At 71.9% G+C, this 26191-nt stretch carries 26 protein-coding genes; 14 read left to right on the top strand and 12 right to left on the bottom strand.

All coding sequences use genetic code 11. The annotated features are described in order from the left end of the window. Positions 1 to 83 precede the first annotated feature (83 nt). From M8C11_RS18020 to M8C11_RS18035, 4 genes are all read right to left on the bottom strand, one after another. Positions 84 to 914 carry a universal stress protein gene (locus M8C11_RS18020; protein WP_120570934.1) on the bottom strand — a complete coding sequence of 277 codons (831 nt, stop codon included), beginning with the start codon at positions 912 to 914 and terminating at the stop codon, positions 84 to 86. Positions 915 to 997: 83 nt separating this feature from the next. After that, positions 998 to 1798 (bottom strand): PP2C family serine/threonine-protein phosphatase, encoded by an 801-nt coding sequence (locus M8C11_RS18025; protein WP_252450996.1) that lies wholly within the window; start codon positions 1796 to 1798, stop codon positions 998 to 1000. Positions 1799 to 1898: 100 nt separating this feature from the next. After that, a complete protein-coding gene (locus M8C11_RS18030; RefSeq protein WP_252451014.1) occupies positions 1899 to 2462 on the bottom strand; it encodes an NADPH-dependent FMN reductase in 564 nt (187 codons plus the stop codon). Between the two features lie 52 nt (positions 2463 to 2514). Beyond that, on the bottom strand, positions 2515 to 3003 hold the full coding sequence (locus M8C11_RS18035) for an SRPBCC domain-containing protein (RefSeq protein WP_252451029.1): 489 nt from the start codon (positions 3001 to 3003) through the stop codon (positions 2515 to 2517). A 141-nt stretch (positions 3004 to 3144) separates the two neighbouring features. Here M8C11_RS18035 and M8C11_RS18040 point away from each other — a divergent pair, with 141 nt between their 5' ends. The 7 genes from M8C11_RS18040 to M8C11_RS18070 all read left to right on the top strand — a co-directional run bounded on the left by M8C11_RS18040 (position 3145) and on the right by M8C11_RS18070 (position 8954). Beyond that, the gene (locus M8C11_RS18040) at positions 3145 to 3570 is read left to right on the top strand and encodes a helix-turn-helix domain-containing protein (RefSeq protein ID WP_252451032.1); all 426 of its coding nucleotides are present in this window, start codon (positions 3145 to 3147) and stop codon (positions 3568 to 3570) included. 77 nt (positions 3571 to 3647) lie between these two features. Next, a complete protein-coding gene (locus M8C11_RS18045) occupies positions 3648 to 3884 on the top strand; it encodes an HTH domain-containing protein (protein ID WP_030275209.1) in 237 nt (78 codons plus the stop codon). Continuing rightward, positions 3884 to 4459 carry a Clp protease N-terminal domain-containing protein gene (locus M8C11_RS18050; RefSeq protein ID WP_120570932.1) on the top strand — a complete coding sequence of 192 codons (576 nt, stop codon included), beginning with the start codon at positions 3884 to 3886 and terminating at the stop codon, positions 4457 to 4459. Before M8C11_RS18045 ends, M8C11_RS18050 begins: the two co-directional genes overlap by 1 nt. Positions 4460 to 4559: 100 nt before the next feature. After that, positions 4560 to 5567 carry a diacylglycerol kinase family protein gene (locus M8C11_RS18055; protein ID WP_120570931.1) on the top strand — a complete coding sequence of 336 codons (1008 nt, stop codon included), beginning with the start codon at positions 4560 to 4562 and terminating at the stop codon, positions 5565 to 5567. Next, entirely contained in the window at positions 5560 to 6561 is a 1002-nt protein-coding gene (locus M8C11_RS18060) for a YihY/virulence factor BrkB family protein (RefSeq protein ID WP_252451035.1), read from the top strand. The genes M8C11_RS18055 and M8C11_RS18060 overlap by 8 nt, the downstream gene beginning before the upstream one ends. A 100-nt stretch (positions 6562 to 6661) precedes the next feature. Next, positions 6662 to 8152, top strand: coding sequence for a phosphatase PAP2 family protein (locus tag M8C11_RS18065; RefSeq protein WP_252451038.1), 1491 nt, complete (start codon positions 6662 to 6664; stop codon positions 8150 to 8152). A 4-nt stretch (positions 8153 to 8156) separates the two neighbouring features. Continuing rightward, entirely contained in the window at positions 8157 to 8954 is a 798-nt protein-coding gene (locus tag M8C11_RS18070; RefSeq protein ID WP_252451041.1) for an endonuclease/exonuclease/phosphatase family protein, read from the top strand. Here M8C11_RS18070 and M8C11_RS18075 read toward each other — a convergent pair. From M8C11_RS18075 to M8C11_RS18085, 3 genes are all read right to left on the bottom strand, one after another. Next, positions 8941 to 9594 carry a GAP family protein gene (locus M8C11_RS18075; RefSeq protein ID WP_252451045.1) on the bottom strand — a complete coding sequence of 218 codons (654 nt, stop codon included), beginning with the start codon at positions 9592 to 9594 and terminating at the stop codon, positions 8941 to 8943. The genes M8C11_RS18070 and M8C11_RS18075 overlap by 14 nt on opposite strands. Before the next feature lie 165 nt (positions 9595 to 9759). Further along, complete coding sequence (locus tag M8C11_RS18080) at positions 9760 to 10596, bottom strand: alpha/beta fold hydrolase (protein WP_252451049.1); 837 nt, start codon at positions 10594 to 10596, stop codon at positions 9760 to 9762. Further along, positions 10593 to 11555 carry a TIGR03557 family F420-dependent LLM class oxidoreductase gene (locus tag M8C11_RS18085; protein WP_252451064.1) on the bottom strand — a complete coding sequence of 321 codons (963 nt, stop codon included), beginning with the start codon at positions 11553 to 11555 and terminating at the stop codon, positions 10593 to 10595. Before M8C11_RS18085 ends, M8C11_RS18080 begins: the two co-directional genes overlap by 4 nt. A 294-nt stretch (positions 11556 to 11849) precedes the next feature. On the opposite strand from M8C11_RS18085, the gene M8C11_RS18090 reads away from it, so the two are divergent. The 3 genes from M8C11_RS18090 to M8C11_RS18100 all read left to right on the top strand — a co-directional run bounded on the left by M8C11_RS18090 (position 11850) and on the right by M8C11_RS18100 (position 14639). Further along, positions 11850 to 13244 carry a cellulase family glycosylhydrolase gene (locus tag M8C11_RS18090; protein ID WP_252451067.1) on the top strand — a complete coding sequence of 465 codons (1395 nt, stop codon included), beginning with the start codon at positions 11850 to 11852 and terminating at the stop codon, positions 13242 to 13244. Between the two features lie 178 nt (positions 13245 to 13422). After that, positions 13423 to 13992 (top strand): hypothetical protein, encoded by a 570-nt coding sequence (locus tag M8C11_RS18095; RefSeq protein WP_252451069.1) that lies wholly within the window; start codon positions 13423 to 13425, stop codon positions 13990 to 13992. 113 nt (positions 13993 to 14105) lie between these two features. Beyond that, complete coding sequence (locus tag M8C11_RS18100; protein WP_252451072.1) at positions 14106 to 14639, top strand: hypothetical protein; 534 nt, start codon at positions 14106 to 14108, stop codon at positions 14637 to 14639. Positions 14640 to 14705: 66 nt separating this feature from the next. Here the strand turns inward: M8C11_RS18100 and M8C11_RS18105 are convergent, their stop codons facing one another. The 4 genes from M8C11_RS18105 to M8C11_RS18120 are packed head-to-tail and all read right to left on the bottom strand — an operon-like array spanning position 14706 to position 20134. After that, positions 14706 to 16949, bottom strand: a complete 2244-nt coding sequence (locus M8C11_RS18105) for an alpha-galactosidase (RefSeq protein ID WP_252451082.1) — start codon at positions 16947 to 16949, stop codon at positions 14706 to 14708. Then, positions 16946 to 17827, bottom strand: a complete 882-nt coding sequence (locus tag M8C11_RS18110; protein WP_047894230.1) for a carbohydrate ABC transporter permease — start codon at positions 17825 to 17827, stop codon at positions 16946 to 16948. The genes M8C11_RS18105 and M8C11_RS18110 overlap by 4 nt, the downstream gene beginning before the upstream one ends. Beyond that, a complete protein-coding gene (locus M8C11_RS18115) occupies positions 17824 to 18780 on the bottom strand; it encodes a carbohydrate ABC transporter permease (protein WP_121686305.1) in 957 nt (318 codons plus the stop codon). The genes M8C11_RS18110 and M8C11_RS18115 overlap by 4 nt, the downstream gene beginning before the upstream one ends. 22 nt (positions 18781 to 18802) lie before the next feature. Beyond that, positions 18803 to 20134, bottom strand: coding sequence for an ABC transporter substrate-binding protein (locus M8C11_RS18120; protein WP_252451084.1), 1332 nt, complete (start codon positions 20132 to 20134; stop codon positions 18803 to 18805). Between the two features lie 278 nt (positions 20135 to 20412). On the opposite strand from M8C11_RS18120, the gene M8C11_RS18125 reads away from it, so the two are divergent. The 3 genes from M8C11_RS18125 to M8C11_RS18135 all read left to right on the top strand — a co-directional run bounded on the left by M8C11_RS18125 (position 20413) and on the right by M8C11_RS18135 (position 24326). Next, positions 20413 to 22422, top strand: coding sequence for a beta-galactosidase (locus M8C11_RS18125; RefSeq protein ID WP_252451086.1), 2010 nt, complete (start codon positions 20413 to 20415; stop codon positions 22420 to 22422). Positions 22423 to 22456: 34 nt separating this feature from the next. Beyond that, positions 22457 to 23233 (top strand): DeoR/GlpR family DNA-binding transcription regulator, encoded by a 777-nt coding sequence (locus M8C11_RS18130; RefSeq protein WP_120570918.1) that lies wholly within the window; start codon positions 22457 to 22459, stop codon positions 23231 to 23233. Positions 23234 to 23336: 103 nt separating this feature from the next. Continuing rightward, positions 23337 to 24326 carry a sporulation protein gene (locus tag M8C11_RS18135; RefSeq protein WP_252451087.1) on the top strand — a complete coding sequence of 330 codons (990 nt, stop codon included), beginning with the start codon at positions 23337 to 23339 and terminating at the stop codon, positions 24324 to 24326. Between the two features lie 65 nt (positions 24327 to 24391). Here M8C11_RS18135 and M8C11_RS18140 read toward each other — a convergent pair whose 3' ends face one another. Then, positions 24392 to 24769 carry a hypothetical protein gene (locus tag M8C11_RS18140; RefSeq protein WP_091427728.1) on the bottom strand — a complete coding sequence of 126 codons (378 nt, stop codon included), beginning with the start codon at positions 24767 to 24769 and terminating at the stop codon, positions 24392 to 24394. A gap of 283 nt (positions 24770 to 25052) precedes the next feature. On the opposite strand from M8C11_RS18140, the gene M8C11_RS18145 reads away from it, so the two are divergent. Then, entirely contained in the window at positions 25053 to 25475 is a 423-nt protein-coding gene (locus tag M8C11_RS18145) for a hypothetical protein (RefSeq protein ID WP_162959127.1), read from the top strand. Positions 25476 to 26191: the final 716 nt, after the last annotated feature.

A 26191-nucleotide genomic window follows, 5' to 3' on the forward strand; every position in this document is an offset into this window, starting at 1 on the left:
GCACATCTTCTTTCCCGGCGCGTCCAGCGTCGCCCCCGTCGGGGGTCGCCGGTCAGGGCCGTAGGTCCCGCCTCGCGCGGGCGTCATGACCCGTCCCCGGCGTCGGCGGCGACTCCGCGTACGACGATCAGCGGGGCCGGCGAGTGGTAGAGCAGGGACTGGCTGACCGCGCCCAGAGTGGACCCTATCGGCCCGTCTCCCCAGGCGGCCACCACCGCGAGCTGCGCCGCGCGGGACCGGTCGAGCAGGACGGATTTCGGGTCACCGTGGACGGTCTCGCAGTCGGCGGCGACCCGGGGGTACCGCAGGGCCGTCCGGGTGACCGCCTCCTCCAGGCGCCCGTCGTCGCGGTCGCCGGACTCCGGTTCGATCACCCGGACGGCGAGCAGGCGGGCGCCCCGGTGCTGCGCGCAGTCGAAGGCGTACCCGAGGGCGGCCCGCGAACTGGGCGACCCGTCGAAGCCGACGAGCAGCGGGCCGGGCGGGGCCGGCTCGGTGCGCCCGACCAGCACCGGGCAACCGGCCCGGGCGGCCACGTCGACGGCCGGCGTGTCGGCGGGTACGCGGTCCGGGTGCGCGGACATGCCCCCGTCACCGAGCGCGATCAGGAACGCGGTGTCGGCGACCCGCAGCAGCGCCTCGACCGGTGAGCCCTCGACGATCCGGCCGCTGACCGGCACCTGCGGCGCGCACTCGGCGACGACCTGCCCGGCGTGCTCCAGCACGTTCTCCGCGTCCGTTCGGGTGCCGCCGGCCGGGGCGGGGCCGGGCGTCGCGGCCCAGTTGAACGCGTGCAGCAGGTGCAGCGGCCGGTCGTGGGCGGCGGCCTCGGCGGCGGCCGTGCGGACCACTGTCAGATCGGCCTCGGACCGGCCGACGCCGACCACCACCGCGCCGTGGCTGGGTGCGGCCACCCCGGCTCACCTCCCGACCCCTGCTTTTCACCCACCGTAGTCGTGGGACCGGGTGCGCCGGAGCGGGTCGGCGGAACTGGCGGTCAGCGCGGGGCGGGCAGCGCCGTGTGCACGCGCAGCACGACGGCTGTGGCGTTGTCCTCGCCGCCCTCGTCCAGGCTGGCGGCGAGCAGGGCCTCGGCGGTGCGCGCCGGGTCGCGTCGCGCGGAGAGCAGGTCGCGCAGCCGGTGGTAGCCGAGCTGGTCGCTGATCCCGTCGGTGCACAGCAGCCAGGTGTCGCCCCGGCGCAGCGGCACGGCGAGCAGGTCCGGCTCGGGCCGGTCCGGGTGGCCGACGTAGCGCAGCAGCTGGTAGCGCGCCCGCGCCGCCTCCGGCGAGTCGGCCGGCCACCAGCCGTGCAGCAGGCCGAGCCAGGCCATGGTGTGGTCGACGGTGATCAGTTCCAGCAGCCCGTCGCGCAGCCGGTACGCCCGCGAGTCGCCGAGCTGCACCAGCCAGCCCTGGTCGCCGTCCGGCTCGATCACGAGCGCGGTGAGCGTGCATCCGGTCAGGCCCGGCTGTGCCGCGCCGGCCTGGCGTACCCGCCGTTGGGTCTCGGCCACGGCGGCGCGCAGCGCGGCGGCGCCGACGGCGGGCCAGCCGGCGCTGACCTGCGCCACGAACGTCTCCGCGGCGGTCGTGCCGGCCACCCGGCTGCCCTCGCCGTCGCCCATCCCGTCGCAGAGCACCGCGAGCGGCAGCTCGGGGTCGACGTGCAGCACGTCGTAGTTCTCCGGGTAGCGGTGCCCGACCACGCTGCCCCCGGCGATCTCCAGGGTGAGGCGGCCGGCGGTGAGCCGGCGCGCGGACTCGACCGGCCGGTCCAGCGGACGGCGGCGGAACACCAGCGGAACCTAACACCGGGACAGGCCGGGATGCGGGTTCTCCGGGGCGACTTTTTCGCACCGAAGGTGGCGTGGCTGTCGCCGTGAGCGACCTGAGCGCTCAGGGCCGGCGCAGTGGTGCGAGCGCCTCGGCCCAGACGGTCACCTCGGTGAAGAGCTGGCGGAGCGTGGTGTTGTGGCGGTCGCCGGGGGTGAACGTGGTGAACGCCGTGAAGTCGGTGGCGAGTGACAGGCTGACCTGGGTGCGTACGCCCGCTAGCTGAAGACCTGCCGTGATGAGGCGTAGGTGTTCCACAGCGCGGGCGCCGCCGACACTGCTGCCGTAGGAGACGAATCCGGCCGCTTTGTTGTTCCACTCGCCGTAGAGGTAGTCGATGGCGTTCTTCAACGCCGAGGGGATCGATCGGTTGTATTCCGGAGTGACGAAGACGTATCCGTCGAACTCGGCGATCTTCTTGCTCCAACTCCACGTGTGGGGGTGGATGTAGGAGCCGAGTAGCGGTGACTGTGGCTCGTCGAAGAGCGGCAGGTCGTAGTCCTTGATGTCCACCACCTCGACGTCGATGCCATCGTGCCGGCTGCCGTGCTTCGCTACCCACTCGGCCACCTGGTGGCCGACCCGGCCGGGGCGGGTGCTGCCGAGGATGATCCCGATGTTCGTCATGAGTGATCCGTTCTGGTCGATTCGAATGGTGCCGACGGTCCGAGACGCGGTGTCACGCGGATTGCTGAGGCGGGGATCCGGATTGCAGAGCGGCGTCCAGTCCGTTCAGCCGCAGCACGCTGGCGCCGCGCAGGTGCGCGAGGTCGGAACTGCCGTCCTCCGTGTATCTGAGGAAGGTCACCTGTTCGGTCCATTCCAGGCGGGTTCCCTCCGTCTCGGTTTCGAGCCGGACGGTGACCAGCGAGGTCCATCGCAGTTCGTCGTCGACGACGGCCACGTAGCCGTAGACGATCCGGTGTGCGACCGCGATGTCGATGTACCGCGACCGGTATTCCAGCCGCTCGGGTGCCGTGTCCAACGAGGTGAAGGTGCTGCGTGCCGTCTCGCCGCCGCCCACCCGGAAGTCGTGCTCGTACGAGGCTCCGCTGCCGGGAAGCCGGAACCATCGGCGCCTGATCGTGGTGTCGGCGAACGCGGTGAAGACCTCGCCCGGCGGCCCGTCGAGGTGCCGCGTGATCGTGAACGTGTCGTGCCGGACCATGCCGTCCTCCCGCTGTGACGGCCACGAATGGGTGACCGCATGTCAGTTACGATTAGTAGGAAACGTGCGTCCGACGGATTTAGTCCGGCTGCCTGATACGCACTTTGAAGTCAGCTACTGACGCGCGAGGAACAGAAGAGCATGACGAGCATCCTTGGTGCCGAACTCGCGCAGCGCGGGGTCGCGCCGGACTGCATCCAGACGATCGAGCTCGTCCGCGACGTGCTGGCGCGGGTGGGCGACAAGTGGACGCTGCTGACCATCACGGCCCTGGCGTCCGGCCCGCTGCGCTTCACCGCGCTGCACGAACAGGTCGCCGGCGTCTCCCAGCGGATGCTCGGCCAGACACTGCGCGCCCTCAACCGCGACGGGCTGGTGACCAGGACCGCGTATCCGGAGGTGCCGCCGAGGGTGGTGTATGCCCTGACGCCGCTCGGCCGCTCACTGAGTGAAGCCGTGGGTGGACTCGTGCACTGGGTCCGTGATCACCAGAGCGACATCGTCCGCAACCGCGACGAGTTCGACCGGACGTCCACCGCGAACAACGCCACCCCGCCCCGTGCGTAGTTGCGCCCCGGGGCGTCAGACCGGGGTGTGTGTCAACCAGGGTTGACGCGCGGCGTTTGTCAACCTACATTGACAGCATGAGTCAGGCGACGGAACTCGCGGCGGCGGCCGGCAGCACCGACCCCAAGGTCGGCCTGCGTGCCGTGCTCGCCCTGCGCCGGCTGCTGGAGCGGCTCGAGGTGATCCAGGTCGACAACGCCCGGCGGCAGGGCTGGTCGTGGCAGGAGATCGCCGACGCCCTCGAGGTCAGCCGGCAGGCGGTCCACAAGAAGCACGCCGGACGGCCGGCGGTGCGCGAGAGCTGGGAGGCGTGATGTTCGAACGGTTCACCGACCGGGCCCGGAGCGTGGTGCACCACGCGCTCGACGAGGCCCGCACCGAGGGACGGCGGCCGGTCGGCACCGAGCACCTGCTGCTGGGCGTGCTCGCCGACCGCGACAACCTGGCGGTACGCCTGCTGGCGGCCGGTGGCGTCGACGCCGACGCGCTGCGCGCCGCGGTGGCCCGCCACACCGCGCAGGGCGTGGACGGGCTCGGCGCGGCGGACGCCGCGGCGCTGCGCGAGATCGGCATCGACCTCGCCGCGATCGTGGCCCGGATCGAGGAGTCCTTCGGCCCCGACGCGCTGCGCGAGGCGACCCCGCGTCCGCGCCGCTGGTGGCGGCGGGGGTCGCACCACGGCACGTTCTCGCCCCGCGCCAAGAAGGTGCTGGAGCTGTCGCTGCGCGAGGCGCTGCGGCTGCGCCACCGGCACATCGGCACCGAACACATCCTGCTCGGCCTGCTGCGCGAGGGCGACGGCCTGGCCGCCGTGGTGCTCACCGAGGCCGGCGTCGACCTCGACGACCTGCGGCGGCGCGTCGACGCGGCGCTGCGCGAGGCGGCCTGACCGCGACGACGCGCATCCATTTTTCAAACCTGTTTGCGGTCCTTGCAACGTCCCGCCCCGCCGGGTCGCCGTCACGCCCCGTGTCCTGCACACTGACGCCGTGGACGGTGCAGACGACAAACGCCCGGTGAACGCGGAGAACCGCACCCCGCGCTCGGCAGTGGTGGTCAACCCGGTGAAGGTGGCCGACCTGGACGAGTTCCGCCGCACCGTGGACGGCGCGCTCGCCGCCGCCGGGTGGCCGGCCCCGGCCTGGTACGAGACGACAGTCGAGGATCCGGGCCGCGGGCAGACGGAACAGGCCGTCGAGGCGGGCGCGGAGGTCGTCTTCGCCTGCGGCGGCGACGGCACGGTGATGGCGTGCGTGACCGCGCTGGCCGGCACCGACGTGGCACTGGCCGTACTGCCCCAGGGCACCGGCAACCTGCTGGCCGCCAACCTCGGCCTCTCAAACGACCTGGCCGCCGGGCTGGAGGTCGCCGTCGAGCGCGGGATGCGCCGCCTCGACGTCGGCGCGGTCGGCGACAAGTGCTTCGCGGTGATGGCCGGGATGGGCTTCGACGCCCAGATGCTCGACTCCACCTCCGAGACCACGAAGAAGCGGATCGGCTGGCCCGCGTACGTGGTGGGCGCCGCCCGCCACCTGCGCGACCGGCCGATGCGCGTCTCGGTGCGCCTCGACGGCAAGCCGCCGCTGCGCCGCCGGGCCCGCTCGGTCCTGGTCGCCAACGTCGGGCGTCTCCAGGGCGGGGTACGCCTGCTCACCGAGGCCGAACCGGACGACGGCTGGCTCGACGTGGCGGTGCTGACGCCGCGTACGCTGCGCCACTGGCTCGCCATGGGCTGGGCGGTGCTGCGCCGCCGCGACCGGGTGCCCGGCATGGAGGTGTTCCGGGCCCGGTCGGTCGAGATCACCAGCACGCGGTCGCAGCCCCGGCAGCTCGACGGCGACCTGATCGAGCCGGGCCGGTCGCTCAAGGCCACCATCCGCCCCGAGTCGCTCTGGCTCTGCGTACCGCGCCCGGCGGAGGACCCCGACCTGGCCGTGGACGCCGACGCGGTCGGCGAGCGCGGTGAGCATCTGGTCGAGGAGGCCCGCCGTGAGTAGCACGAAGCTGGTCCCCGAGACCCGGTTGATGACCGAGGACCAGCTCTCCGCCGACGACGCCTGGCACACACTGCGCCGGCACGGCGGCTGGTGCCTGCTGCGGGACGCGTTCATCCGGTTCCGCTACGGCGACGGCTTCAGCCACTCCCGGGCGCTGGCGTTGCAGCTCTGCCTGGCGGTGGTGCCGTTCCTGATCGCGCTCACCGGTCTGATCACCGACCTGGGCGTGGACGAGGGCGGCAAGGTCGTCGCCGACACGGTGCTGGCGATCACGCCCGGCCAGAGCGAAGCCATGGTGCAGGACCTGCTGACCGACAGCGAGCGCACCGAGGACGCCGGTGAGCTGGCGCTGACGCTGGGTCTGCTCACCGGGCTGGTCGCGTTGACCACCACGATGGCGCAGATCGAGCGGGGCGCCAACCGGATCTACGGCGTCGAGCGGGACCGCCCGGCGCTGGCGAAGTACCTGCGCGCCGCGGTCCTCGCGGTGGTCGCCGGTGTGCCCGCGCTGGCCGGTTTCCTGATCCTGGTGGGTGGCCGGGCGATGGGCGAGTCGGTACGGCGGCACTACGAGTGGGGCGACCTCGCCATGGCCGGGTGGGACGTGATCCGCTGGCCGCTGAGCCTCGGTCTCACAGTGCTCGCCGTCGCGGTGCTGTTCCGGCACGCACCCCGGCGCCGCCAGCCCGGCCTGTCCTGGCTCTTCTTCGGCGCGTCCATCGCCATCGCGATCTGGTGGCTGGCCAGCCTGCTGCTCGCCGCCTACGTGAAGTACAGCGGCGGATTCGGCCAGACCTACGGCGCGCTGACCGGCATGATGGCCCTGTTGCTCTGGGCCAACCTCACCGGGATCGCGCTGTTCGGCGGGCTGGCCTTCGCCGCCCAGCTCGAAGCGATGCGCATCGGGGTGGAGGAGCCCGCCCAGCCGGATCTGTGGGAGCCGGAGGCGCAGCGGGCGGAGCTGCTCGACACCGGCGAGATGACCTCGCTCTGACGCCACGGCGGGTCCGGCGTGGACGCCGCGCCGGTACGGCGTGTACGGGACACGCCGATCGGGTACAGCGCGCCTCGCAGAAGAACGAGGGAGGTGCGGTGTGACCGCGGTCAAGGAAGCCGGGAGCCGGCCGCTCAGCCATTTCGCGGAGCGGAGCCTCGCGGGCCTGCTCGCCGTGGCCGGCGCGGGAGTCGGGTTCGGCGTGCTGCTCACGCTCGTCCGCTTCCGGTGGAGCCCGCTGGGCGACGCCGACCACGCGGTGGCCGAGTGGTTCAACGACCTGGTGGCGCCGCACGGCCCGCTGGTCACCGTGCTCCAGGCGATCACCGACCTGGGCGGACGGCCGGTGCTGATCTGGCTGGTCACCATCGCCGTGGTGGGCCTGCTGATCCGCCGCCAGTCCCGGCTGGCGGTCTACCTGATCGTCACCGGCGCCGGCGGGCTGATCCTCGACCCGTCGCTCAAGGCGCTGGTCGGGCGGTTGCGCCCGGTGGTGGACGTGCCGATCGCCAGCGCACCGGGCAACAGCTTCCCCAGTGGTCACGCGCTCGGCTCGTTCGTCGCGTACGGGGCGCTGCTGCTGGTGTTCCTGCCAGCCATGTCGCCGCGCTGGCGCAAGCCCGCCATCGCCATCGCCGGTGTGCTGATCTTCCTGGTCGGGTTGACCCGGATCGCGCTGGGCGTGCACTTCGTGTCCGACGTGATCGGCGGCTGGCTGCTCGGTGCGGCCTGGCTGGGCGTCACCGCGTACGCCTTCCGGCTGTGGCGGCGCGAGCGCGGCCGGCCGGTGCCGCCGCTGCGCGAGGGTCTGGAGCCGGAGGCCGGCGAGGAGCTGGCGCTCGCGCCGGACGAGGAGAAGGTGCTGGAGCACCCGCGCTCCGCGGTCGCCGAGCTGCTGGTCGGCTGGGTGCTCGTCTTCGGTGTGCTCTACGCGTTCGGCATGTTCGTCAGCTACCACGCCAAGGGCACGTTCTTCGACACGCTCGACACCGAGGTGCCGCGCTGGTTCGCCGAGCGGCACACCGACGTGCTCACGGAGGTGAGCTGGTGGTGGAGCAAGTTCGGCGACACCCACGCCATCCTGCTGGTCTCGCTGCTGTTCTGCCCGATCGTGCTGGCCGTGTGGCGGCGCTGGCGGCCGGTGCTGTACGTGGTGCTGGCGATGTTCGGCGAGCTGAGCCTGTTCCTGGCCAGCGCCCGCGTGGTGGACCGGCCCCGGCCGCCGGTGGAGAACCTGGACGGGCAGATGCCCACCTCGTCGTTCCCGTCGGGGCACATCGCGGCGACCATCTGCCTCTGGGTGGCGATGGCGGTCATCGTGTTCCCGCGTACGGACAGGTGGTGGCGGTGGCTGTTCGTGGGCATGGCCGTGCTGATGCCGGTGGGCGTGGCGACCTCCCGGATGTACCGGGGCATGCACCACCCGACCGACTTCATGGGCGCGATCCTGCTCGGCGCGCTCTGGCTGTCGCTGCTGTACTGGGTGATCAAGCCGAACGCCGACGTGTACGAGGGCAACCGGCCGGCGATCGAGTCCGAACAGGTCGACGAGCTGGACGACGAACTGGCCAAGGCCGCGCGGCCGGACTGAGCCGATGCTGCGGGTGATGACCTGGAACATCCGGACCGGCGGGCGGGACGGCGGCGGCGCCGACCGCCGGGACCGGATCGTCTCGGTCGTCACCGCGCAGCGCCCCGACGTGCTGGCCTTGCAGGAGCTGCGCGGGATGGACGCCACGCTGGGCGGCCTGGCCGACCGGCTCGGCATGACGCCGTACCTGGCCCGCTCCTGCTTCGGCCAGCCGGTGGCGGTGCTGGTCCGCCCGCCGCTGCGGGTGCTGCGCGCCGGCCGGGTCCGCCGCCCGTTCCACCACGCCGCCGCCCGGGTGCAGGTCGCCACCGGCGCGGGACCGCTCACCGTGTTCAGCACCCATCTGAACCCGTACTCGGGTGGGCGGCGCCGGATGGAGGCGGACTGGCTGGCCGCCGCGCTGCGGCGTACCGGGGGAGCGCTGGCCCTGCTGGCCGGTGACCTGAACACGCTGGAGCCCACCGCCGACCACACCGCCCGGCTGGCCGGGCTGGCCACCCCGTACCGGCGGCGGCACCTGCGCCGCGACGGCCGTACCGTGGACACCCGGGCGGTGGCCCGGCTGCTCGACGCCGGGCTGGTCGACCTGTGGCCGCGTTCCGGCGGCGACGAGCCCGGCGGCCTGACCGTGCCGACCCGGCACGGCGGCGCCGAGTTCGCCGGGATGCGGCTGGACTACCTGCTCGCCACCCCGGCGCTGGCCGACCGGGTACGCGCGGTGCGGGTGGTCCGCGACGGTGACGCCGATTCGGCGTCGGACCACTATCCGGTGCTGGCCGAGGTGGACCTCACGGCCGGCTGAACGACCCCGCGAGGTCGGCCACCACGAAGGCCGCGAAGATCAGGATGACCACCTCGCTGACCAGCCAGGAGTGCCTGTCGGTCCAGGAGCGGAACGCGGGCAGCAGCCGTTCCGCGCGGTCGCCGGCCAGCAGCAGCGTGAGCAGTGGCAGGGCCAGCAGCAGCACGGTGAGTGCCGTGAACGGCAGCAGATGCCACCACGGGCGGCCGTGCCCGGCCATGCTGCCCGCGACCGACGCCATGACCAGCTCGTCGCTCGGCACGGCGACGGCGAGCAGCAGCCCCAGACCGAAGGCGTACGCGGGCCGCGGGTCCTGCAACCGGCGCAGCCACCCCGGGGGACGGTCGCGCCGCCGCCTGCGGAACGTGACCACCATGAGGACCGCCAGCAGGGCCAGCACGATCCAGTCGATGAGCCGGCGGCTGCCGCCCACCCCGATGCCGTGCACGGCGGTGTGCCGCACCACGCGGAACGCCGCGTACCAGAGCGTCAACGGCCCGAGCACGCCCACCGTGACGCCGGCCAGGTACGCCGCCGAGCTGCGGCGCGGGTGGCGGCCGGCGGCGAGGACGACGGCGCTGACGAGCTTCGACCCGGCGACCATCTCCAGCGCCAGCGGCAGCGCGGTCAGCAGGGGCATGCCCCATTCTGGTGTCGCCGTCGCGCACGCCGGGCCGGGTTCTACAGGACCAGGTTGAGCAGCACGGTGAGCACCACCGAGGCGACGATCGAGAAGAGGATCATCAGCAGGCAGCCGAGCCCGCCTCCGGCGGGCCGGATCTCGGTGTTCCCGATACGCATGGCGTCAACTCCTCAGCGGGGTGGTGAGCAGGTCGTGGACGGCGTCCGCGACCTGGGCCGGGGCGGTGGTGACCACGTTGTGCGCCGCGCCCGGGACGGCCACCGACCGGGCGTCCGGCACCAGCCGGGCGACCTGCTCCCGCCAGGCGGCGGGCGCGACCGGGTCGCGCCCGCCGGTCAGCACCAGCGTGGGCGCGGTGATCCGGGCCAGATCCTCCTCGACCGCGTTGCGGACCGAGTGGGACAGCGTCGCGAACACCCGCCACGGCCGGGCGTCGGCCACGTCGCGCAGCAGGATCGGGGCCTGCCACTTCGCCTCCCGCAGCGTGTCCCGCAGCCACCGGCCGACCAGACCGCGCCGGGACCGGGCGGCCGGGTCGCTGGTCGGACCGGCCAGCACCAGGGCGCGGACCAGGCCGGGGTGACGGGCGGCGAGCGCGGCGGCGACCTCCGCGCCGAAGGAATGGCCGAGCAGCACGACCGGACCCAAGCGGTACGCGTCGAGCCAGCCGGCCAGGAACGCCGCGTGCCGGTCCACGTCGTACGCGGCGCCGGGGCGTTCGGTCAGCCCGAAGCCGGGCAGGTCCGGCACGTACACCGGCTGGCGCGGCGCCAGCGCGACGGCCAGCGGCGTGAGGTAGCGGTGCGACACGGCCAGGCCGTGCACCAGCACGACCGGCGGCCCGTCCCCGCCCGGTGCGGCGGAGCGGCGGGTGTGCGCCCGCAGCCCGCCGACCTGCCGGAACTCGCTGGTCAGCCCGGCGGCCGGCCGGGGCGCGGCGAGCGCCAGGCGCAGTTCGGCCGGGCCGAAGCGCCCCGGCGGGGACGGTGCGGCTGTCACAGCTCGCGCAGCCGGGGCAGCAGTTCCTCCTGGGCCCAGTCGAGGAACATCGGCTGGGTGCCGCCGCCCACCTGGACCAGCGCGACGTGGGTGAAGCCCGCGTCGACGAACTTCTTGAACGCCTCGACGTGCCGGTCGGTGTCCGGGCCGCAGGAGATGCCCTCGGCCACGTCCTCCTCCCGGACGAACTGGGTGGCCGCCTCGAACGACTCCGGGCCGGGCAGGTCGGCGTTGACCTTCCAGCCCAGGCCGAACCAGCGGAACTGGTCGTGCACGATCTTGCGGCACTCGTCCTCGTCCGGGCCGTAGCAGATGGCCACCTGGCCGTAGCGGGGGCGGCCCGCGCCGCCGGCCTCCTCGTACATGTCGATCAGGTGGGACAGCGGGTCGGTGGCGATCATGGCGTCGGCGTACTCGGCGGCCAGCGTGGCCGACTGCCGCCCGGAGGCGGCCACCGCCATCGGCACCGGCCGCTCGGGGCGGTCCCAGACGTACGCGTCGGGAACGTCGAAGTGGTTGCCGGAGAACGTCAGCGTCTCGCCGTTGAGCAGCGGCCGGATGATCTGCAGCGCCTCCTCGAACATCTCGTGCCGCTGCTGCACGTGCGGCCATCCGCCCACCACGTGCTCGTTGAGGTTCTCCCCGGCGCCGAGGCCCAGCGTGAACCGGCCGTCCGAGAGCACCCCGATGGTGCTGGCCTTCTGCGCCACCACCGCCGGGTGGTACCGCCGGATCGGGCAGGTCACGAACGACATCAGCTCGGCCCTGCTGGTGGCGTGCGCGACCGCGCCGAGCACCGACCAGGCGTACGGGGAGTGGCCCTGGGACTCCAGCCAGGGGTAGTAGTGGTCGGACATGACCAGGTGGTCGAAGCCGGCGGCCTCGGCGCGTACGGCGTGGTCGACGAGTTCCTTCGGGCCGGCCTGCTCGCACATGAGGGTGTAACCGACGTTGACCATGGCACGTCTCCTTCCCGGGCGGATCGTCCCCGGATACCCCACCGGGCGCGGGTCAACCCTGCTGTCCGCTTCAGCGCCGGCTCTTAACCGGTTCAGCTCATCCGGCCCGTCAGGTGGTGCCGCCTCCCGGCCCATCCCGCTTAACCGGTTGCCTCAGGCCGTCCATCGCCCTACGCTGATGCCTGCGTCCGTTCGGGAACCGGGCGGCGGCTACCGGGCTCAGTCGCCACCTTCGTCGTCACCGTCACCGCACCCCCGCTCGGGCACGGGGGAGACCTTCCCCTGAGGACAGCCATGAAGAAACTGCTCTCCGTCGCGGGCGCCGCCCTGCTGACGGCCCTCGCCGCCGTCTTCGCCCTCGGGCAGCCGGCCCACGCCGCCACCGGGTTCTCCGTCTCCAACGGGCGGCTCTACGACGCCAACGGCGTCGAGTTCGTGATGCGCGGGGTCAACCACGCGCACACCTGGTACCCGCAGCAGACCAGCTCGTTCGCCGACATCAAGGCGCTGGGCGCGAACACCGTCCGGGTGGTGCTGGCCAGCGGCGACCGCTGGACGAAGAACAGCGCCGCCGACGTGGCGAACGTGATCTCGCTGTGCAAGGCCAACCGGCTGATCTGTGTGCTGGAGGTGCACGACACCACCGGGTACGGCGAGGAGGGCGCCGCCGCCTCGCTTGCGAAGGCCACCGACTACTGGCTGAGCATCGCCGACGTGCTCAAGGGCCAGGAGAAGTACGTCATCGTCAACATCGGCAACGAGCCGTTCGGCAACCAGGGCTACAGCGCCTGGACCACCGACACCTCGAACGCGATCAATCGGCTGCGCGCCGCCGGCCTGACCCACACGATCATGGTGGACGCGCCGAACTGGGGCCAGGACTGGTCGTTCACCATGCGCGACAACGCGAGCACCGTGTTCGCCGCCGACGCGCAGCGCAACACCGTCTTCTCCATCCACATGTACGGCGTGTTCGACACCGCCGCCGAGATCAGCGACTACCTGGGCCGGTTCCGTACCGCCGGGCTGCCGATCGTGGTCGGCGAGTTCGGCTTCAACCACTCCGACGGCAACCCGGACGAGGACGCCATCATGGCGTACAGCCAGGCCAACGGCATCGGCTACCTCGGCTGGTCTTGGAGCGGCAACGGCGGCGGCGTGGAGTACCTGGACATGACCACCGCGTTCAACCCGGCGCAGCTCACGAGCTGGGGTCAGCGGATCTTCAACGGCGCCAACGGCATCGCGGCCACCTCCCGCGAGGCGTCGGTGTACGCCGGCAGCACCCCGACCCCGACCACCAGTCCCACCCGCAGCCCGAGCCCGACGCCGACGCCGACCGGCAGCCCCACCCCGACCCCGCCGCCGACCACCACGCCCCCGCCGTCCGGTGGCTGCACCGCCACCTACACCGTGGGCAACTCGTGGCAGGGCGGATTCCAGGGCGAGGTCAAGGTGACCGCCGGAGCCGCTGCGATCACCGGCTGGACGGTGCGCTGGACGTACGCGAACGGCCAGTCCGTCACCCAGGCGTGGAACGCGAGCGTCAGCAACAGCGGGTCGGCGTACACCGCCCGCAACGTCGACTACAACGGCCGCCTCGGCGCGGGCGCGAGCACCACGTTCGGCTTCATCGGCACCTGGCAGGGCACCAACTCCACCCCCGCGGTGACCTGCACCCCCGCCTGACCCGCATCCCCAGTTGCGTGATCAAGGAGTTTGTGTCCCGATCGGACCTCGACGGAGACACAAACTCCTTGATCAACTGGGGTGGACGGGATGGACGCGTGGGCGGTGGGTGCGGCGCTGCCGTACGATCTGCCGCGCGCCGGGCCGGCCGGTAGGCGCGACCGTCGGGAGGGACAGGATGAGCATGCCGGAGACCCGGGGCCGACCGTCGGGACTCGTGGTCGGCTCGCTCGTGGCGATCTCGTTCGGCACCGTGTTCGTGCTGGTCAACAGCGGTGGCCTGCCCGCGCCCTGGCCGCTCGTGGTGCGCGTGGCCGGCCTGCTGGTGGCCGCGCTGCTCCTGGTCACGCTGTTCCGGGTGGCCGGCCGGGAGACGCCCGCCCCGCAGCGGGAGGCCGCCGGGTTCATGGACCGCCGCTACTGGCTGGTGGTGGCGCTGGAGGCGGTCGCGCTCTTCGGTGGCCTGTCTGTGATCAACAACGTGCTGGACCGCCCCGCCGTGGCCGTCGCCTGGGTGGCGGTGGTCGTCGGCGTGCACTTCTTCGGCCTCGCCCACGTCTGGCGGATGCCGCTCTACCACTGGCTGGGCGCCGTGATGACAGCGCTCGGCCTGGCCGGGTTCCTCGCCCACGCGCTCGGCGCGGGCGCCGGCACCGTCGGCCTGATCTCCGGTGTGGGGTGCGGCGCGGCCCTGTTCGCCGCCGTGGCCCTGGCCCTGTGGGACACCGTCCGTCGCGCCGGCGCCTGAGGACGGCCGGATCGCTGATTGGCGTCGGGACGAACGCGGCCGAATTTAGTGACTCAGGGTGTTGCGCTCTCTGCTTAGCGTGAGGGGAGTCGTACTCCTTGAAGGGCGGGGACATGTGGGAAACGATTCTGGGCTTCGTCAGTCTGCTGCTGGTCGCCGTGTCGTTGTGCTTCTCCGCGGTGCAGACGCGGGAGGTGGCGAAGCAGAGCCGCATCAACAACGGCATCGGCTCGGCCACCGCGCTGATGGAAGTGAACAATTTGTCTCGCGCCTGGCACGACCGCCTGTTGGAGAATCCGCCGCTTCGCGCATACTTCTTCGACCGGAAGCCCTCCGCGCCAACCGACACCGACCGGTCCGTCGTGATCACCCTCGCGGAGCTACTCGCGGACGTGCTGGAGTGCGAGCTGCAGGTGGCGGGGCTGCTGCCCGACTTCCGGTTCGCCCACTCCTGGCCCCGGTGGCCCACGCACATGCTGGAGCAGAGCCCCGTCCTGGTCGAGGTGGTGGAGAGCCACCCCGACTGGTGGCCCACGCTCCACGAGCTGTGGCGCTCGACCGGCGAGTCCGGCCCGGCCGCCGTGACCCATCCACTGGTCGGTGGGGTTGCGGCCACCTCGACCCGCGTCCCGCGGCGGCGCGGGTGACGCACGAACGTCCCGGGCGCGTAGGCTCCCGCGGTTGAACGGGCCGATCACCGCTGTCGGCGTCTCTCAGCCAACGACGGTGACCTCCAGGAGGAGGGCCTGTTCGGGGTGCAGGGCGGGTAGCTGGACGCCGACCGACCCCAGCACCGAACCGCTCACCGTGATGCCGTCACCGGGCCAGGCCAGCCAGCCCGGCGGCGACATCTCCAGCAGCGCCGGCTCCGGCACCCCGGCGGGCGGGCGCACGAGGTAGCGCAGCTCCGGGTCCAGCCCCGGCAGCCGGACCGCGCCCGGCACCTGTACCACCGAGGTGGCCACCCGGCTGACCGCGTACACCGCGTGCGAGCGGTCGTGGGCGACCACGCCGTGGGCCTGCACGGCCGGGTCCGGGTGGTCGACCCGGACCACCCGGCCGGTGTGCAGCAGCGGGCGCAGCCGCTTGTGCAGCGCCACCCAGGCGGTGAGTTCGGCCCGCTCGGTGGCGTCGATCGCGGTGATGTCCCACTCGATGCCGTGGTGGCCGAACAGTGCGGTGACCGCGCGGAACCCCAGGTCGTGTACGCGGCGCGTGGTGTGCGAGCGCTCCGGCCCGATGTGCGTGCCGATCAGTTCGGGCGGCAGCAGCAGTCCGGTCCAGCGCTGGATGGACAGCCGTTCCAGCGCGTCGTTGCAGTCGCTGGCCCAGACCCGGTCGGTACGCCGCAGGATCTCCAGGTCGACCCGCGCGCCGCCGGAGGAGCAGCTCTCGATCTCGACGTGCGGGTGCCGGGCACGCAGCTCGTCCAGCAGCCGGTAGACCGCGAGCGTCTGTGCGTGCACCCCGGGCCGTCCGGCGTGCCCGGCCTCGGTGAGGTCGCGGTTGTGGTCCCACTTCAGGTACGCGATCCCGTCGTGTTCGCCCAGCACCGCGTCGAGCCGTTCGAGCAGGTACGCGTACGCGTCGGGGTGGGCCAGGTCGAGCACCTGCTGGTGCCGCCACGGCGGCGGCAGCCGGCCCGGCGCCTGGAGCAGCCAGTCGGGGTGGGCGCGGAACAGGTCGGAGTCGGGGTTGACCATCTCCGGTTCCACCCAGAGCCCGAACTGCAGGCCGTGCCCGCGTACGTGGTCGATCAGCGGCTGCAACCCGTCCGGCCAGACCTCGCCGTCGACCCACCAGTCACCGAGCCCGGCCTGGTCGTGCCGCCGGCCGCGGAACCAGCCGTCGTCGAGCACGAAGCGTTCCACGCCGACCTCGGCGGCCGCGTCGGCGAGCGCCCGCAACCGATTCAGGTCGTGGTCGAAGTAGACCGCCTCCCACACGTTCAGCGTCACCGGCCGTGGCGTGCGCGGGTGCGACGGGCGGGCCCGCAGGTGCGTGTGCAGGGCGTCGCTGAGCCCGTCCAGCCCGTCGGCCGAGTGCGCCGCGTACAGCAGGGGAGTCGCGTACTCGTCGCCCGGCCCCAGCACGATCTCACCGGGTGTGAGCAGCTCACCGCCGCCGAGTGTGGACTCGCCGGTCGGGCGGCGCTCGGCGGCCGTGACGTGGTCGCCGCTCCACGCGGTGTGCACCGCCCACACCTCGCCGTGCCGGAAACCGAACCCGGTCGTGCCCGCGACCAGCAGCAACGTGGCGTCGTGGCCGGTGCGGCCGTGCCGTCCCTCGCGTACCCACGCGCCCATCGGCCACGGATGCCGCTGCGGCGCGCGCTCCCGGCACCACCGGCCGGTCAGGTCGAGCAGTTCGGTGGCGACCGCCGGCACCGGCAGCACCGGCGTCAGCTCCCGCACCTCGTACCGGCCGTCGCCGTCGTTGCGCAGCCGGTGCCGCAGCGTCAGCACCCCCGCCGCGTCCAGCGTGATCTCGACGGTCAGGCTCAACCCCGCGCCCGGGTCCGCCGCCCGCACCGTCACCCGTGCGGCGCCGGCCCCGTCGCGGTTCCGCTCCTCATCGGGTACGCGCACCGCGTCCCCGCCTCCGGCCACGCCGCCCGGAGCGGGCGTGCCCGCCGCGTCGCCGTGCGGGGGCCGCGCGTCGCGCACGTCGAGGTCGGCCAGGCGGAACGCGGTGGACCAGTCCCGGCCGTCGCGGTGACCGGCGAGACCGGGCCGCCCGCTCCACCCGGCGCTCGCCTCGGGCAGCAGCGACAGCACTGTTGGCGCGTCGAAGCTGCTCGGCACGACGGGTGGCACGGTGGCGTCGACGAGCGCGGGCAGGTCCCGGTCGGGCAGTGGGCCGAGGTCGGCGCCCCAGTGCACGACCCGGGGCAGCCCCGGGCCGCGTGCGTCGAGCACCAGGCTGGTCCGCGCGCGGCGTAGGTGGACGATCGTCATCCCTTGGAGGCTCCCAGCGTCAGACCCCGGACGAACTGCTTCTGGAGCAGGAAGAAGATCACCAGGGTGGGGATCGCGACCAGCACCGAACCGGCCGAGACCAGGTTGTTGTCGGTGAAGAACTCGCCGCGCAGGTTGTTCAGCGAGCTGGTGACCGGGAACTTGTCGCCGGTCCGCATGAGCACTGTGGCCCAGAAGAACTCGTTGTAGATCCAGGTCACCTCCAGCGTGGCCAGCGCGGCGAGCGCGGGGCGGCACAGTGGCATCGTCACCTGCCAGTACTGCCGCCACACGTTCGCCCCGTCGACCATCGCGGCCTCGTACAGCTCGTGCGGCAGCGCCTTCATGTAGTTGCTGAGCACGAACACGCAGAAGCCGCACTGGAACGCGACGTTGACCAGGATCAGCCCCCAGTAGCTGTCGTAGAGCAACTCCGAGTCGCTCATCCAGGCCGGCAGCGGGATCTCGGTGAACATCCGGAACAGCGGGATGAGCAGCGCCTGCTGCGGCAGCAGGTTCGCGGCCGTGAACAGGCCGAGCAGCGCGATGTTGAGCTTCCAGCTGAACCGGGCGATCACGAACGCCACGCAGGAGGCGAGGAACAGCGTGAGCAGCACCGCCGGAACGGTGATGTACGCCGAGTTGAGGAAGTGCTTGCCGAACTCGGCGGTACGCCAGGCGGTGACGTAGTTGTCGATCGTCCAGCCGCCGAGCGACACGTAACCGTTGGCGGCCGTGTACTCGTAGGAGCGGAACGACGTGAGCACCGCCCAGAGGATGGGGAACAGCCAGCCCACGGCGACCGTACCCAGGAACAGGTGCAGGACGACCCGGGCGGGCCGCACGGGGCGGCGGCGGCCGGCGGAGACGGCGGTCATCGCTTGTCCTCCCGCATCACGGTCCAGAGGTAGATGGTGATGAAGACCAGCGACACGGCCAGCATGATCGTCGCCAGCGCGGAGCCGAAGCCGATCCGGCTGGCCTCGCCCACCACGTTCTGGGTGACCAGCGCGGAGATCAGCTCCAGCCCGTTGCGGCCCTTGTTGATGACCCAGACCAGGTCGAACGCGCGCAGCGACTCGATCACGGTCACCACCAGCACGATGATGTTGATCGGGCGCATCACCGGGAAGACGACCCGGAAGAACGTGCTGGTCTCGGACGATCCGTCGACCGCGGCGGCCTCGCGCAGCGACGGGTCGACGCCCTTGAGGCCGGCCAGGTAGAGCAGCATGATGTAGCCGACGTGCCGCCAGCCGGCCGCCACCAGCACGGCCCAGATGTTGACGTTCGGGTCGCCGTACCAGTCGGTCTCGCCGCCGAACACGCCGTTGAGCAGGCCCTGGTCGCGGCTGTAGATGAGCTGCCAGATGAAGCCGATGAGCGCCAGCGACAGCACCACCGGCAGGTAGAGCGCGGTCTGGTAGAAGCGGCTGCCGCGCAGTTCCTTGTCCAGCAGCACGGCGAGGAACATGCCGATCGGGGTGGCCACCACGAACAGCGCGGCCAGCCATAGCAGGTTGTTCTGCACGGCGGGGACGAACGGCGGGTAGATGTTCACCACGTCGTCGTAGTTCTTGACCCCGACCCACTCGATCTCGCCGATCGGGCCGATGCCGTCCCAGTTCGTGCCGGAGAGCAGCACCGTCGCCACCGCAGGCAGCCAGACCAGGCCGGTGACGAGCAGCAGGGGTACCAGCACCATCAGCGTGATCACCACGCGGTCGGTGCGGGACAGGAGCCGTAGCCGGCGACCGCGACCACCGTTCGTGGTGGTCGCGGCCGGCGGCGGCACGGCGCGATCCGCTTGGATCAGGGGCAGGTCGGACATGATGTCCTTCCCCCTTCCGCCGTCAGCTGGTGAAGATCGACTTCTTCTGGTTCTCGATGCTGGTGAGCAGTCCGCTGATGTCCTTCGGGTCCTTGATGAACTGCTGGAGCGCCGGGATGATCACGGTGGAGGCGAAGTCCGGCCGGGTGTCCCGGTCGAGGAACTGGGCGATCTCGGTGGCGGAGCCGACCAGCTCGGCGGCCTTCTTCTGCAGCGCGGTGTAGGCGCCGGTGTCCGCGCCGCTGTTCGCGACCAGCGTGCTCGGGTCGTTCTTGACGGTGATGTCCGCCGCCTCCTTCGAGCCCAGGTACGTCAGCAGCTTCTGCGCCGCGTCCTTGGACTTCGGCTTGCGGGCCATCATGTAGCCGTCGATCGGTGCGTCCAGCGCCTTCGCGCCGATCGTGGAGTCGACCTCGGGGAACGTGAAGAAGTCCAGGTCCTCCAGGTCGGCGCCGCTGAACTGCTGGCCGACGAACAGACCGAGCAGGTACATGCCGCTCTTCTTCTGCTGCAACGACTGGGCCGCCTCCTGCCAGGTGCGGCCGAGCGAGTCCGGCTGGTGCAGGGGAAGCAGCCCGGCCCAGGTGTCGAAGACCTTCTTCACCTTGTCGGAGGTCCACGCCTCCTTGCCGGCCATCAGGTCGATGTGGAACTGGTAGCCGTTGATGCGCAGGTTGAGGATGTCGAACGTGCCCATCGCCGGCCAGCCGTCCTTGTCCGCGAACGCGATCGGGACCAGGCCGTCCTTCTTCATCTGCGTGCCGAGCGTGTTGAGGTCGTCGAGCGTCTTGGGCACCTCGTAGCCGCGTTGCTGCCACACCGACTTGCGGTAGAAGACCGCCCACGGGTAGTACGACGCCGGCACGAAGTACTGCTTGCCGTCGTCGCCCGTGGACGCCTTCTTGAACGCGTCGGAGTAGCCGTCGAGCTTGCCCCACACGTCGCTGAGGTCGCCGGCCAGGCCCTTGGCGGCGAAGAAGCGCATCCGGTACCCGGCGAACCAGGTGAACACGTCGTCCGGCTTGCCCTGCAGGTAGTTGTTGATGTTCTCCTGGAAGGTGTTGTGGTCGACCGTGTTGATGTTGACGGCCACCCCGGAGGACGTCTTGAAGCCGTCCATCACCTTCGCGACGACGTCCTTGGGCTTCGGGTCCGACTGGTTCGAGCCGAGCGAGACGCTCTTGGCGTCGCCGCCGGAACCGGAGTCGGAGTCGCCGCAGCCGGCGAGCAGACCGGTGCCGAGCAGCGCCCCCGCGCCGGCCGCGCCGGCGAGCAGCGAGCGCCGGTTCAGGCCGGCGACGGACGGGGGTACGAGCCGGGCGAGGTATTCGGCTTGCGAGCGGGGACGGGACATGGTGCCTCCTGCGTGGAAGAGGTGCGTGCGCTCATGGACCGTGATAGCTGGCGGTGAGCGGTGTGCGTGTCGGCCGCGGCAGATCCACCGAGAATCCACACGTCCGAACACAAACAGCCGGTGGCGCTTGAAGCTACCCCTTGGCACGGCGCTGTCAAGAGGGCAAAAAGGCGACGCCTGTGGCGGTGAGGCAGGGCAAAGAGCCGGTAAACGTTGGAACGTCAGTCGATGTTGGAAAGTGTTGACTTGGGTGCTGTTCGGGGGCAACCTCTGCTGTCATGCGGAACTGGCACGGCGAGGGCATCTGGTACGGCGCGGACTACAACCCGGAGCAGTGGCCCGAGCAGACGTGGGCCGAGGACGTCGAACTCATGCGACGCGCCGGGGTCAACCTGGTCTCGGTCGGCATCTTCTCCTGGGCCCTGCTGCAGCCCACCCCCGAGCGGTACGTCTTCGACTGGCTCGACCGGGCGATCGACCTGCTGCACGACGGCGGCATCAGCGTCGACCTGGCCACCGCCACCGCCAGCCCGCCGCCGTGGCTGGCGCACCGGCACCCGGAGACGCTGCCCCGCCGGGCCGACGGCACGGTGCTGTGGCCCGGCGGCCGGCAGGCGTACTGCCCCAGCTCGCCGGTGTTCCGGGACCACTCGCTCGCCCTGGTCGAGGCCGTCGCCCGCCGGTACGCGCGCCACCCCGCCGTCGTGCTCTGGCACGTCTCCAACGAACTCGGCTGCCACAACGTGCACTGCTACTGCGACGTCAGCGCCGAGGCGTTCCGCGGCTGGCTGCGCGAGCGCTACGGCGACCTGGACTCGCTCAACGCGGCCTGGGGCACCGCGTTCTGGAGCCAGCGCTACCACGACTGGGCCGAGGTCAACCCGCCGCGTACCGCCCCGACGTTCGCCAACCCGACCCAGCAACTGGACTTCCTGCGGTTCTCCTCCGACGAGCAGCGCGCGCAGCTGCGCGCCGAACGGGAGCTGCTGAACCGGCTCGTCCCGCAGCCGGTCACCACGAACTTCATGATCGGCACCGGCATCAAGCACCTGGACTACCACTCCTGGGCCTCCGACGTGGACGTGGTCGCCAACGACCACTACCTCACCGCCGCCGACCCGCAGCCGCAGGTCAACCTGGCCCTCGCGGCCGACCACACCCGGGGCGTCGCCGGTGGCGCGCCGTGGCTGCTGATGGAGCACTCCACCAGCGCGGTCAACTGGCAGCCCCGCAACGTGGCCAAGACGCCCGGCCAGATGCGCCGCAACAGCCTCGCCCACGTCGCGCGCGGCGCCGACGGCGTGCTGTTCTTCCAGTGGCGGGCCTCCCGGGCCGGCGCGGAGAAGTTCCACTCCGCGCTGGTGCCGCACGCCGGGCCGGACACCAAGGTGTTCCGCGAGGTCTGCCGGCTCGGCGCCGACCTGCGCGCGCTCGCCGAGGTACGGGGCAGCCGCGTCGACGCCGACGTGGCGATCCTGTTCGACTACGAGGCCTGGTGGGGCGCCGAACTCGACTCCCACCCGAGCGTCGACGTCACGTACACCGACCGGTTGGCCGCGCTGCACGCCGCGCTCTGGCGGGCCGGGGTCACCGCCGACGTGGTGCACCCGTCGGCCGACCTGTCCCGCTACCGGCTCGTCCTCGCGCCGACGCTCTACCTCGTCCGCGACGCCGACGCCGACGCGCTGCGCCGGTTCGTGGAGGCCGGCGGCACCGCCGCGGTCACCTACTTCAGCGGCATCGTCGACGAGCACGACCACATCCGGCTCGGCGGCTACCCCGGCGCGTTCCGCGACCTGCTCGGCGTACGTGTCGAGGAGTTCTTCCCGCTGCGGGAGGGCGAGACGGTACGCCTCGACGACGGCGCCCGCGCCGACGTGTGGACCGAGTGGCTGCACGCCGAGGGCGCCGAGGTGCTCGCCGCGTACACCGACGGGCCGCTGCCCGGCGTGCCGGCGCTGACCCGCAACGCGGTCGGCGCGGGCGCCGCCTGGTACGTCGGCACCCGGCTCGACGACGACGCCACCGACCGGCTGGTGGCCCGGCTGCTCGCCGAGACCGGCGTGCGCCCGCCGGTCGACGCGCCGGCCGGGGTGGAGGTGGTCCGCCGCCGCTCGGCGGACCGGAGCTGGCTGTTCGTGGTCAACCACACCACCGAACCGGCCCGGCTGGCGGTCAGCGGCGTCGAGCTGCTCGGCGGCGTCAGGTGCGACGGCACCCTGGAGGTGCCGGCGGGTGAGGTGGCGGTGGTCCGCGAGGAGCCCGCGCCGGTGCCCGCGACCGCCTGACCGGTACCCTGCCGTCCGCGCCGAGGAGGTTCCCATGCTCGCCCAGCAACGGCAGAGCGCCATCCTGGAGTTGATCCGCCAACGCGGCGGCGTCCGGGTCAGTCACCTGGTCAGCCGCTTCGGGGTGTCCGACATGACGATCCGCCGCGACCTGGAGGTGCTCGCCGACCGCGGCCTGATCGACAAGGTGCACGGCGGTGCGACGCTCGCCGGACCCGGCTCCACCGAGGAGCCCGGATTCGCCGCCAAGTCGGTGCGCCAGCAGGCCGAGAAACGGGCCATCGTGGAGCGCGCCGCCGGGCTGGTCGAACCGGGCATGGCCGTCGCGCTCTCCGCCGGCACCACCACCGCCGCGCTGGCCGCCCGGCTGGCCGAGGTACGCGGGCTCACAGTGGTCACCAACTCCATCCCGGTGGCCGACGCGCTCTACCAGAACCCCCGCGCCGACCAGACGGTGGTGCTGACCGGGGGCATCCGCACCCCGTCGGACGCGCTGACCGGCCCGGTCGCCGAGGCCGCCATCGCCGCGCTCAACGTCGACCTGCTCTTCCTCGGCGTGCACGGGATGAGCCCGCGTACCGGATTCACCACGCCCAACCTGCTGGAGGCGGCGGTGAACCGGCGGCTGATCGGCTCCGCCCGCCGTCTCGTGGTGCTGGCCGACCACACCAAGTGGGAGACCATCGGCATCGCCACCATCGCTCCGCTGGAGGAGGCCGACGTGCTGATCACCGACGGCGGACTGCCGCCGGAGGCCCGCCGGCAGCTCGGTGAGCAGGTCGGCGAGCTGGTGGTGGTCCGGGCCGACTGAGACCACGGCGTGCCTCACAGACAGTTCTCAGCCCCGCCGTCTAGGGTGCCCTGACGAAGTGCCCGACGGTCCATGTCGGAGCGCAGTTGCACGGGAGTGACCGATGGTCTTCAAGAAGATGTTGAGCGCGTTCGGCGTCGGCGGCCCGACCGTCGACACGGTGCTCAGCAACCCGAACACCCGGCCGGGCCTGACCCTGGACGGGCACGTGAACCTGGTCGGCGGCGACGCGGCGGCCCGCATCGAGCAGATCAACATCGGTCTGGTGACCCGGGTCGAGATCGAGAGCGGCGACCACGAGTACGCCGGCGTGATGGAGTTCCACCGGATGCCGGTCAGCGGCGCCTTCGAGCTGGCCCCGAAGCAGCAGCTCTCCATCCCGTTCCAGATGCCGGTGCCGTGGGAGACCCCGATCACCGACGTGTACGGCCGGCGCCTGCACGGCATGACCATGGGGCTGCGTACCGAGCTGGCGGTGGCCCGCGCGGTCGACAAGTCCGACCTGGACCAGGTGTCGGTGCACCCGCTGCCGATCCACGAGCGGATCCTGGAGGCGTTCCAGGCGCTCGGCTTCCGGTTCAAGCACGCCGACCTGGAGCGGGGCCACATCTACGGCGTGCCGCAGACGCTGCCGTTCTACCAGGAGATCGAGTTCTTCGCCGCGCCGCAGTACGCGCAGACGGTCACCGAGGTCGAGCTGACGTTCGTGACCAGCCAGCAGGGCGTCGAGGTGATCCTGGAGTGCGACAAGCGCGGCGGCTTCCTCAGCGCCGGGCACGACGTCGTCGGGCGGTACTCGGTCCCGCACAGCGACGCCGCCCGTACCGACTGGGTGCAGGTCGTCGACGGCTGGCTGCGGGAGACCACGGGCCGCTACGGCAGCCTGCGGGCCCAGGGTTTCGGCATGCCGCACGGCGGCCACGGCTACCCGGGCCAGCACGGATACGCCGGTCACGGGCGGCGCGGCCCGGGCATGGGCGGCGTGGTCGCGGGCGCCGCGCTGGGCGTCGCCGGCGGCATGATCGCCGGTGAGATGCTCGACGACGCGTTCGACGGCGGCGGCGACGACTTCGGGGACTTCGGCGAGGAGTAAGCAGACGCGACGACGCCCCCGGGACGGATCCCGGGGGCGTCGCCGTACGCGTGACTCGGCGCGCGTCAGCGCCGGCCTCGACGCTCCTCGCCGGAGCGGCGCGCGCTGCCCGCCTTCGACAGGCCCCGGCTGACCAGGTACGCGCCGGTCAGCGCGGTCAGGTACCACCAGGCCTGGTTCGGGTTGTTGATGTTCAGGCCGTTGGCGGTGGTGCCCTTCCAGAACGCGGCGATCGCCACGACCGCGACCGCGGCTGCGTACACCCAGAACTCGGTGGTCAGGAACGCCTGCTTCGTCTCCGTACCCGGGGACGGCATGTTCTCCCGGTGGCCGTCGTGCATCGACGGCATCTGCCGGGTCGACGTGTCCTGCATGTTCGACCGGTTCTGAACGTCGGACATCGGCCGGTTGGCCGGCCTGGTGGATGCAGCCTGCGTGCTCATCTGGTCCTCCTCAGGATTTGATGAGTCGTACCTGCATACCCTCGCCCCGCTACCGCAGGTCGGCCACGGCACGGTTCGCGCTCTGTGGCGGGGGCACCCTGGGTCTACCCCTCGCCGGAGACAAGGTAACCGCCGGTCGCCATCCGATGGCTGCCACGCGCGGCTCGCGGCCGGAACCGGACACCTCGGTGGACACCGGTCATCCCGGTGCCGGCCCCGGTTTCAGCCACCCACCCTCGGGCACGCAACACCGATACCCCGAGAGAGCTGCGAGGTGGTTGACGTGCGTGAGGACGACATGCGGCAGGACGCCGCCCGGCGGGCCGAGCAGCGGGTCGCCGGAGGCGTGTACGGCGAGGGCGCGCTGGACGAGGTCACAGTGCCGCAGACCGACGTGGAGCGGATGCGGCAGGAACTCGACCCGGACGACCCGGCGGACGTACCCGTCGACCCGACGGTGCTGCGCGACGGCGGACCGACCCGGGGTCAGGGCGCGGTGACCACGACCGGTGGCACCGCGGGCCCGGCCAGTGTGCGCCGGGTGGCCCGCCAGCCCGAGAAGCACCCGGGCAAGGTGGCGCCCACGACGACCGGTGACGCCGGTACGGGTGGCCTGAGCACCCCGGCCGGTGGCTCCACGAGCGACAACTCATCCACGGGTGCCCAGGTGGGCAACTTCACCGACAACCGCCCCAACCCGGGCTGAGCGAGGCGGCACGGCTCGGCGGGGGCGGCCTCCGGCCGCCCCCGCCGTGCGACTTCTGCCACCGCCACTTCGGCGAAGTGGCGCAGTCAGGGCGGCCGTGATGTAGCAACTTCCCCGACCTGGCGCACGTCCCCGCCACTCCGGCGAACTGCGTGTTCGCCCCACACCCGATCCCGCCCTGCCTTGCCGTGCGCTTCCCATCTGGCGCTGGCGGCGTCCCGCCACTTCGGCGAAGTGGTGTGGTCAGGGCGGCCGTGATGTGGCAACTTCCCCGCTCTGGTGCACATGCCCGCCACTTCGGCGAACTGGCGTGTTCGCCCCCACCGATCCCGCCCGACCTGGTGATGGGCTTTCTGCGGCTGGCGCTGGCGGCGTCCCGCTACTTCGGGGAAGTGGTGTGGTCGGGGCGGGTGTGATGTAGCAACTTCCCCGACCTGGCGCACGTCCCCGCCACTCCGGCGAACTGGCGCGAACAGGCCGCCCGGACACTCCTCTGCCACCACCCCAAGCCTGCACTCGCCGACGCTTCTATAGGTGGGCCGGTTCCGGGAGGTTGGTATCGGTAGGGTTCGACGTTGGTGATCTATGGGTGACTCATGCAAGATCTGGCCGCTGTCAGTTGGTGTGCCGTGGCGTCGACTTGTCCTCGTGGATTGCCGGCGTCGGCCCGGCCCACCTTGTTGGCCTGATCAGAAGCCTGTCCGCGAAGGGGTGTG

This window comes from Micromonospora sp. CPM1 (genome assembly GCF_023896895.1).
Classification (GTDB): domain Bacteria; phylum Actinomycetota; class Actinomycetes; order Mycobacteriales; family Micromonosporaceae; genus Micromonospora; species Micromonospora tulbaghiae.

Bases quoted from the DNA above. Each gene is read 5' to 3' on its own strand.
- M8C11_RS18030 (WP_252451014.1), bottom strand. From the start codon at position 2,462: ATGACGAACATCGGGATCATCCTCGGCAGCACCCGCCCCGGCCGGGTC.
- M8C11_RS18035 (WP_252451029.1), bottom strand. From the start codon at position 3,003: ATGGTCCGGCACGACACGTTCACGATCACGCGGCACCTCGACGGGCCG.
- M8C11_RS18040 (WP_252451032.1), top strand. From the start codon at position 3,145: ATGACGAGCATCCTTGGTGCCGAACTCGCGCAGCGCGGGGTCGCGCCG.
- M8C11_RS18045 (WP_030275209.1), top strand. From the start codon at position 3,648: ATGAGTCAGGCGACGGAACTCGCGGCGGCGGCCGGCAGCACCGACCCC.
- M8C11_RS18050 (WP_120570932.1), top strand. From the start codon at position 3,884: ATGTTCGAACGGTTCACCGACCGGGCCCGGAGCGTGGTGCACCACGCG.
- M8C11_RS18070 (WP_252451041.1), top strand. From the start codon at position 8,157: ATGCTGCGGGTGATGACCTGGAACATCCGGACCGGCGGGCGGGACGGC.
- M8C11_RS18075 (WP_252451045.1), bottom strand. From the start codon at position 9,594: ATGCCCCTGCTGACCGCGCTGCCGCTGGCGCTGGAGATGGTCGCCGGG.
- M8C11_RS18085 (WP_252451064.1), bottom strand. From the start codon at position 11,555: ATGGTCAACGTCGGTTACACCCTCATGTGCGAGCAGGCCGGCCCGAAG.
- M8C11_RS18090 (WP_252451067.1), top strand. From the start codon at position 11,850: ATGAAGAAACTGCTCTCCGTCGCGGGCGCCGCCCTGCTGACGGCCCTC.
- M8C11_RS18095 (WP_252451069.1), top strand. From the start codon at position 13,423: ATGAGCATGCCGGAGACCCGGGGCCGACCGTCGGGACTCGTGGTCGGC.
- M8C11_RS18100 (WP_252451072.1), top strand. From the start codon at position 14,106: ATGTGGGAAACGATTCTGGGCTTCGTCAGTCTGCTGCTGGTCGCCGTG.
- M8C11_RS18105 (WP_252451082.1), bottom strand. From the start codon at position 16,949: ATGACGATCGTCCACCTACGCCGCGCGCGGACCAGCCTGGTGCTCGAC.
- M8C11_RS18110 (WP_047894230.1), bottom strand. From the start codon at position 17,827: ATGACCGCCGTCTCCGCCGGCCGCCGCCGCCCCGTGCGGCCCGCCCGG.
- M8C11_RS18115 (WP_121686305.1), bottom strand. From the start codon at position 18,780: ATGTCCGACCTGCCCCTGATCCAAGCGGATCGCGCCGTGCCGCCGCCG.
- M8C11_RS18120 (WP_252451084.1), bottom strand. From the start codon at position 20,134: ATGTCCCGTCCCCGCTCGCAAGCCGAATACCTCGCCCGGCTCGTACCC.
- M8C11_RS18125 (WP_252451086.1), top strand. From the start codon at position 20,413: ATGCGGAACTGGCACGGCGAGGGCATCTGGTACGGCGCGGACTACAAC.
- M8C11_RS18130 (WP_120570918.1), top strand. From the start codon at position 22,457: ATGCTCGCCCAGCAACGGCAGAGCGCCATCCTGGAGTTGATCCGCCAA.
- M8C11_RS18135 (WP_252451087.1), top strand. From the start codon at position 23,337: ATGGTCTTCAAGAAGATGTTGAGCGCGTTCGGCGTCGGCGGCCCGACC.
- M8C11_RS18140 (WP_091427728.1), bottom strand. From the start codon at position 24,769: ATGAGCACGCAGGCTGCATCCACCAGGCCGGCCAACCGGCCGATGTCC.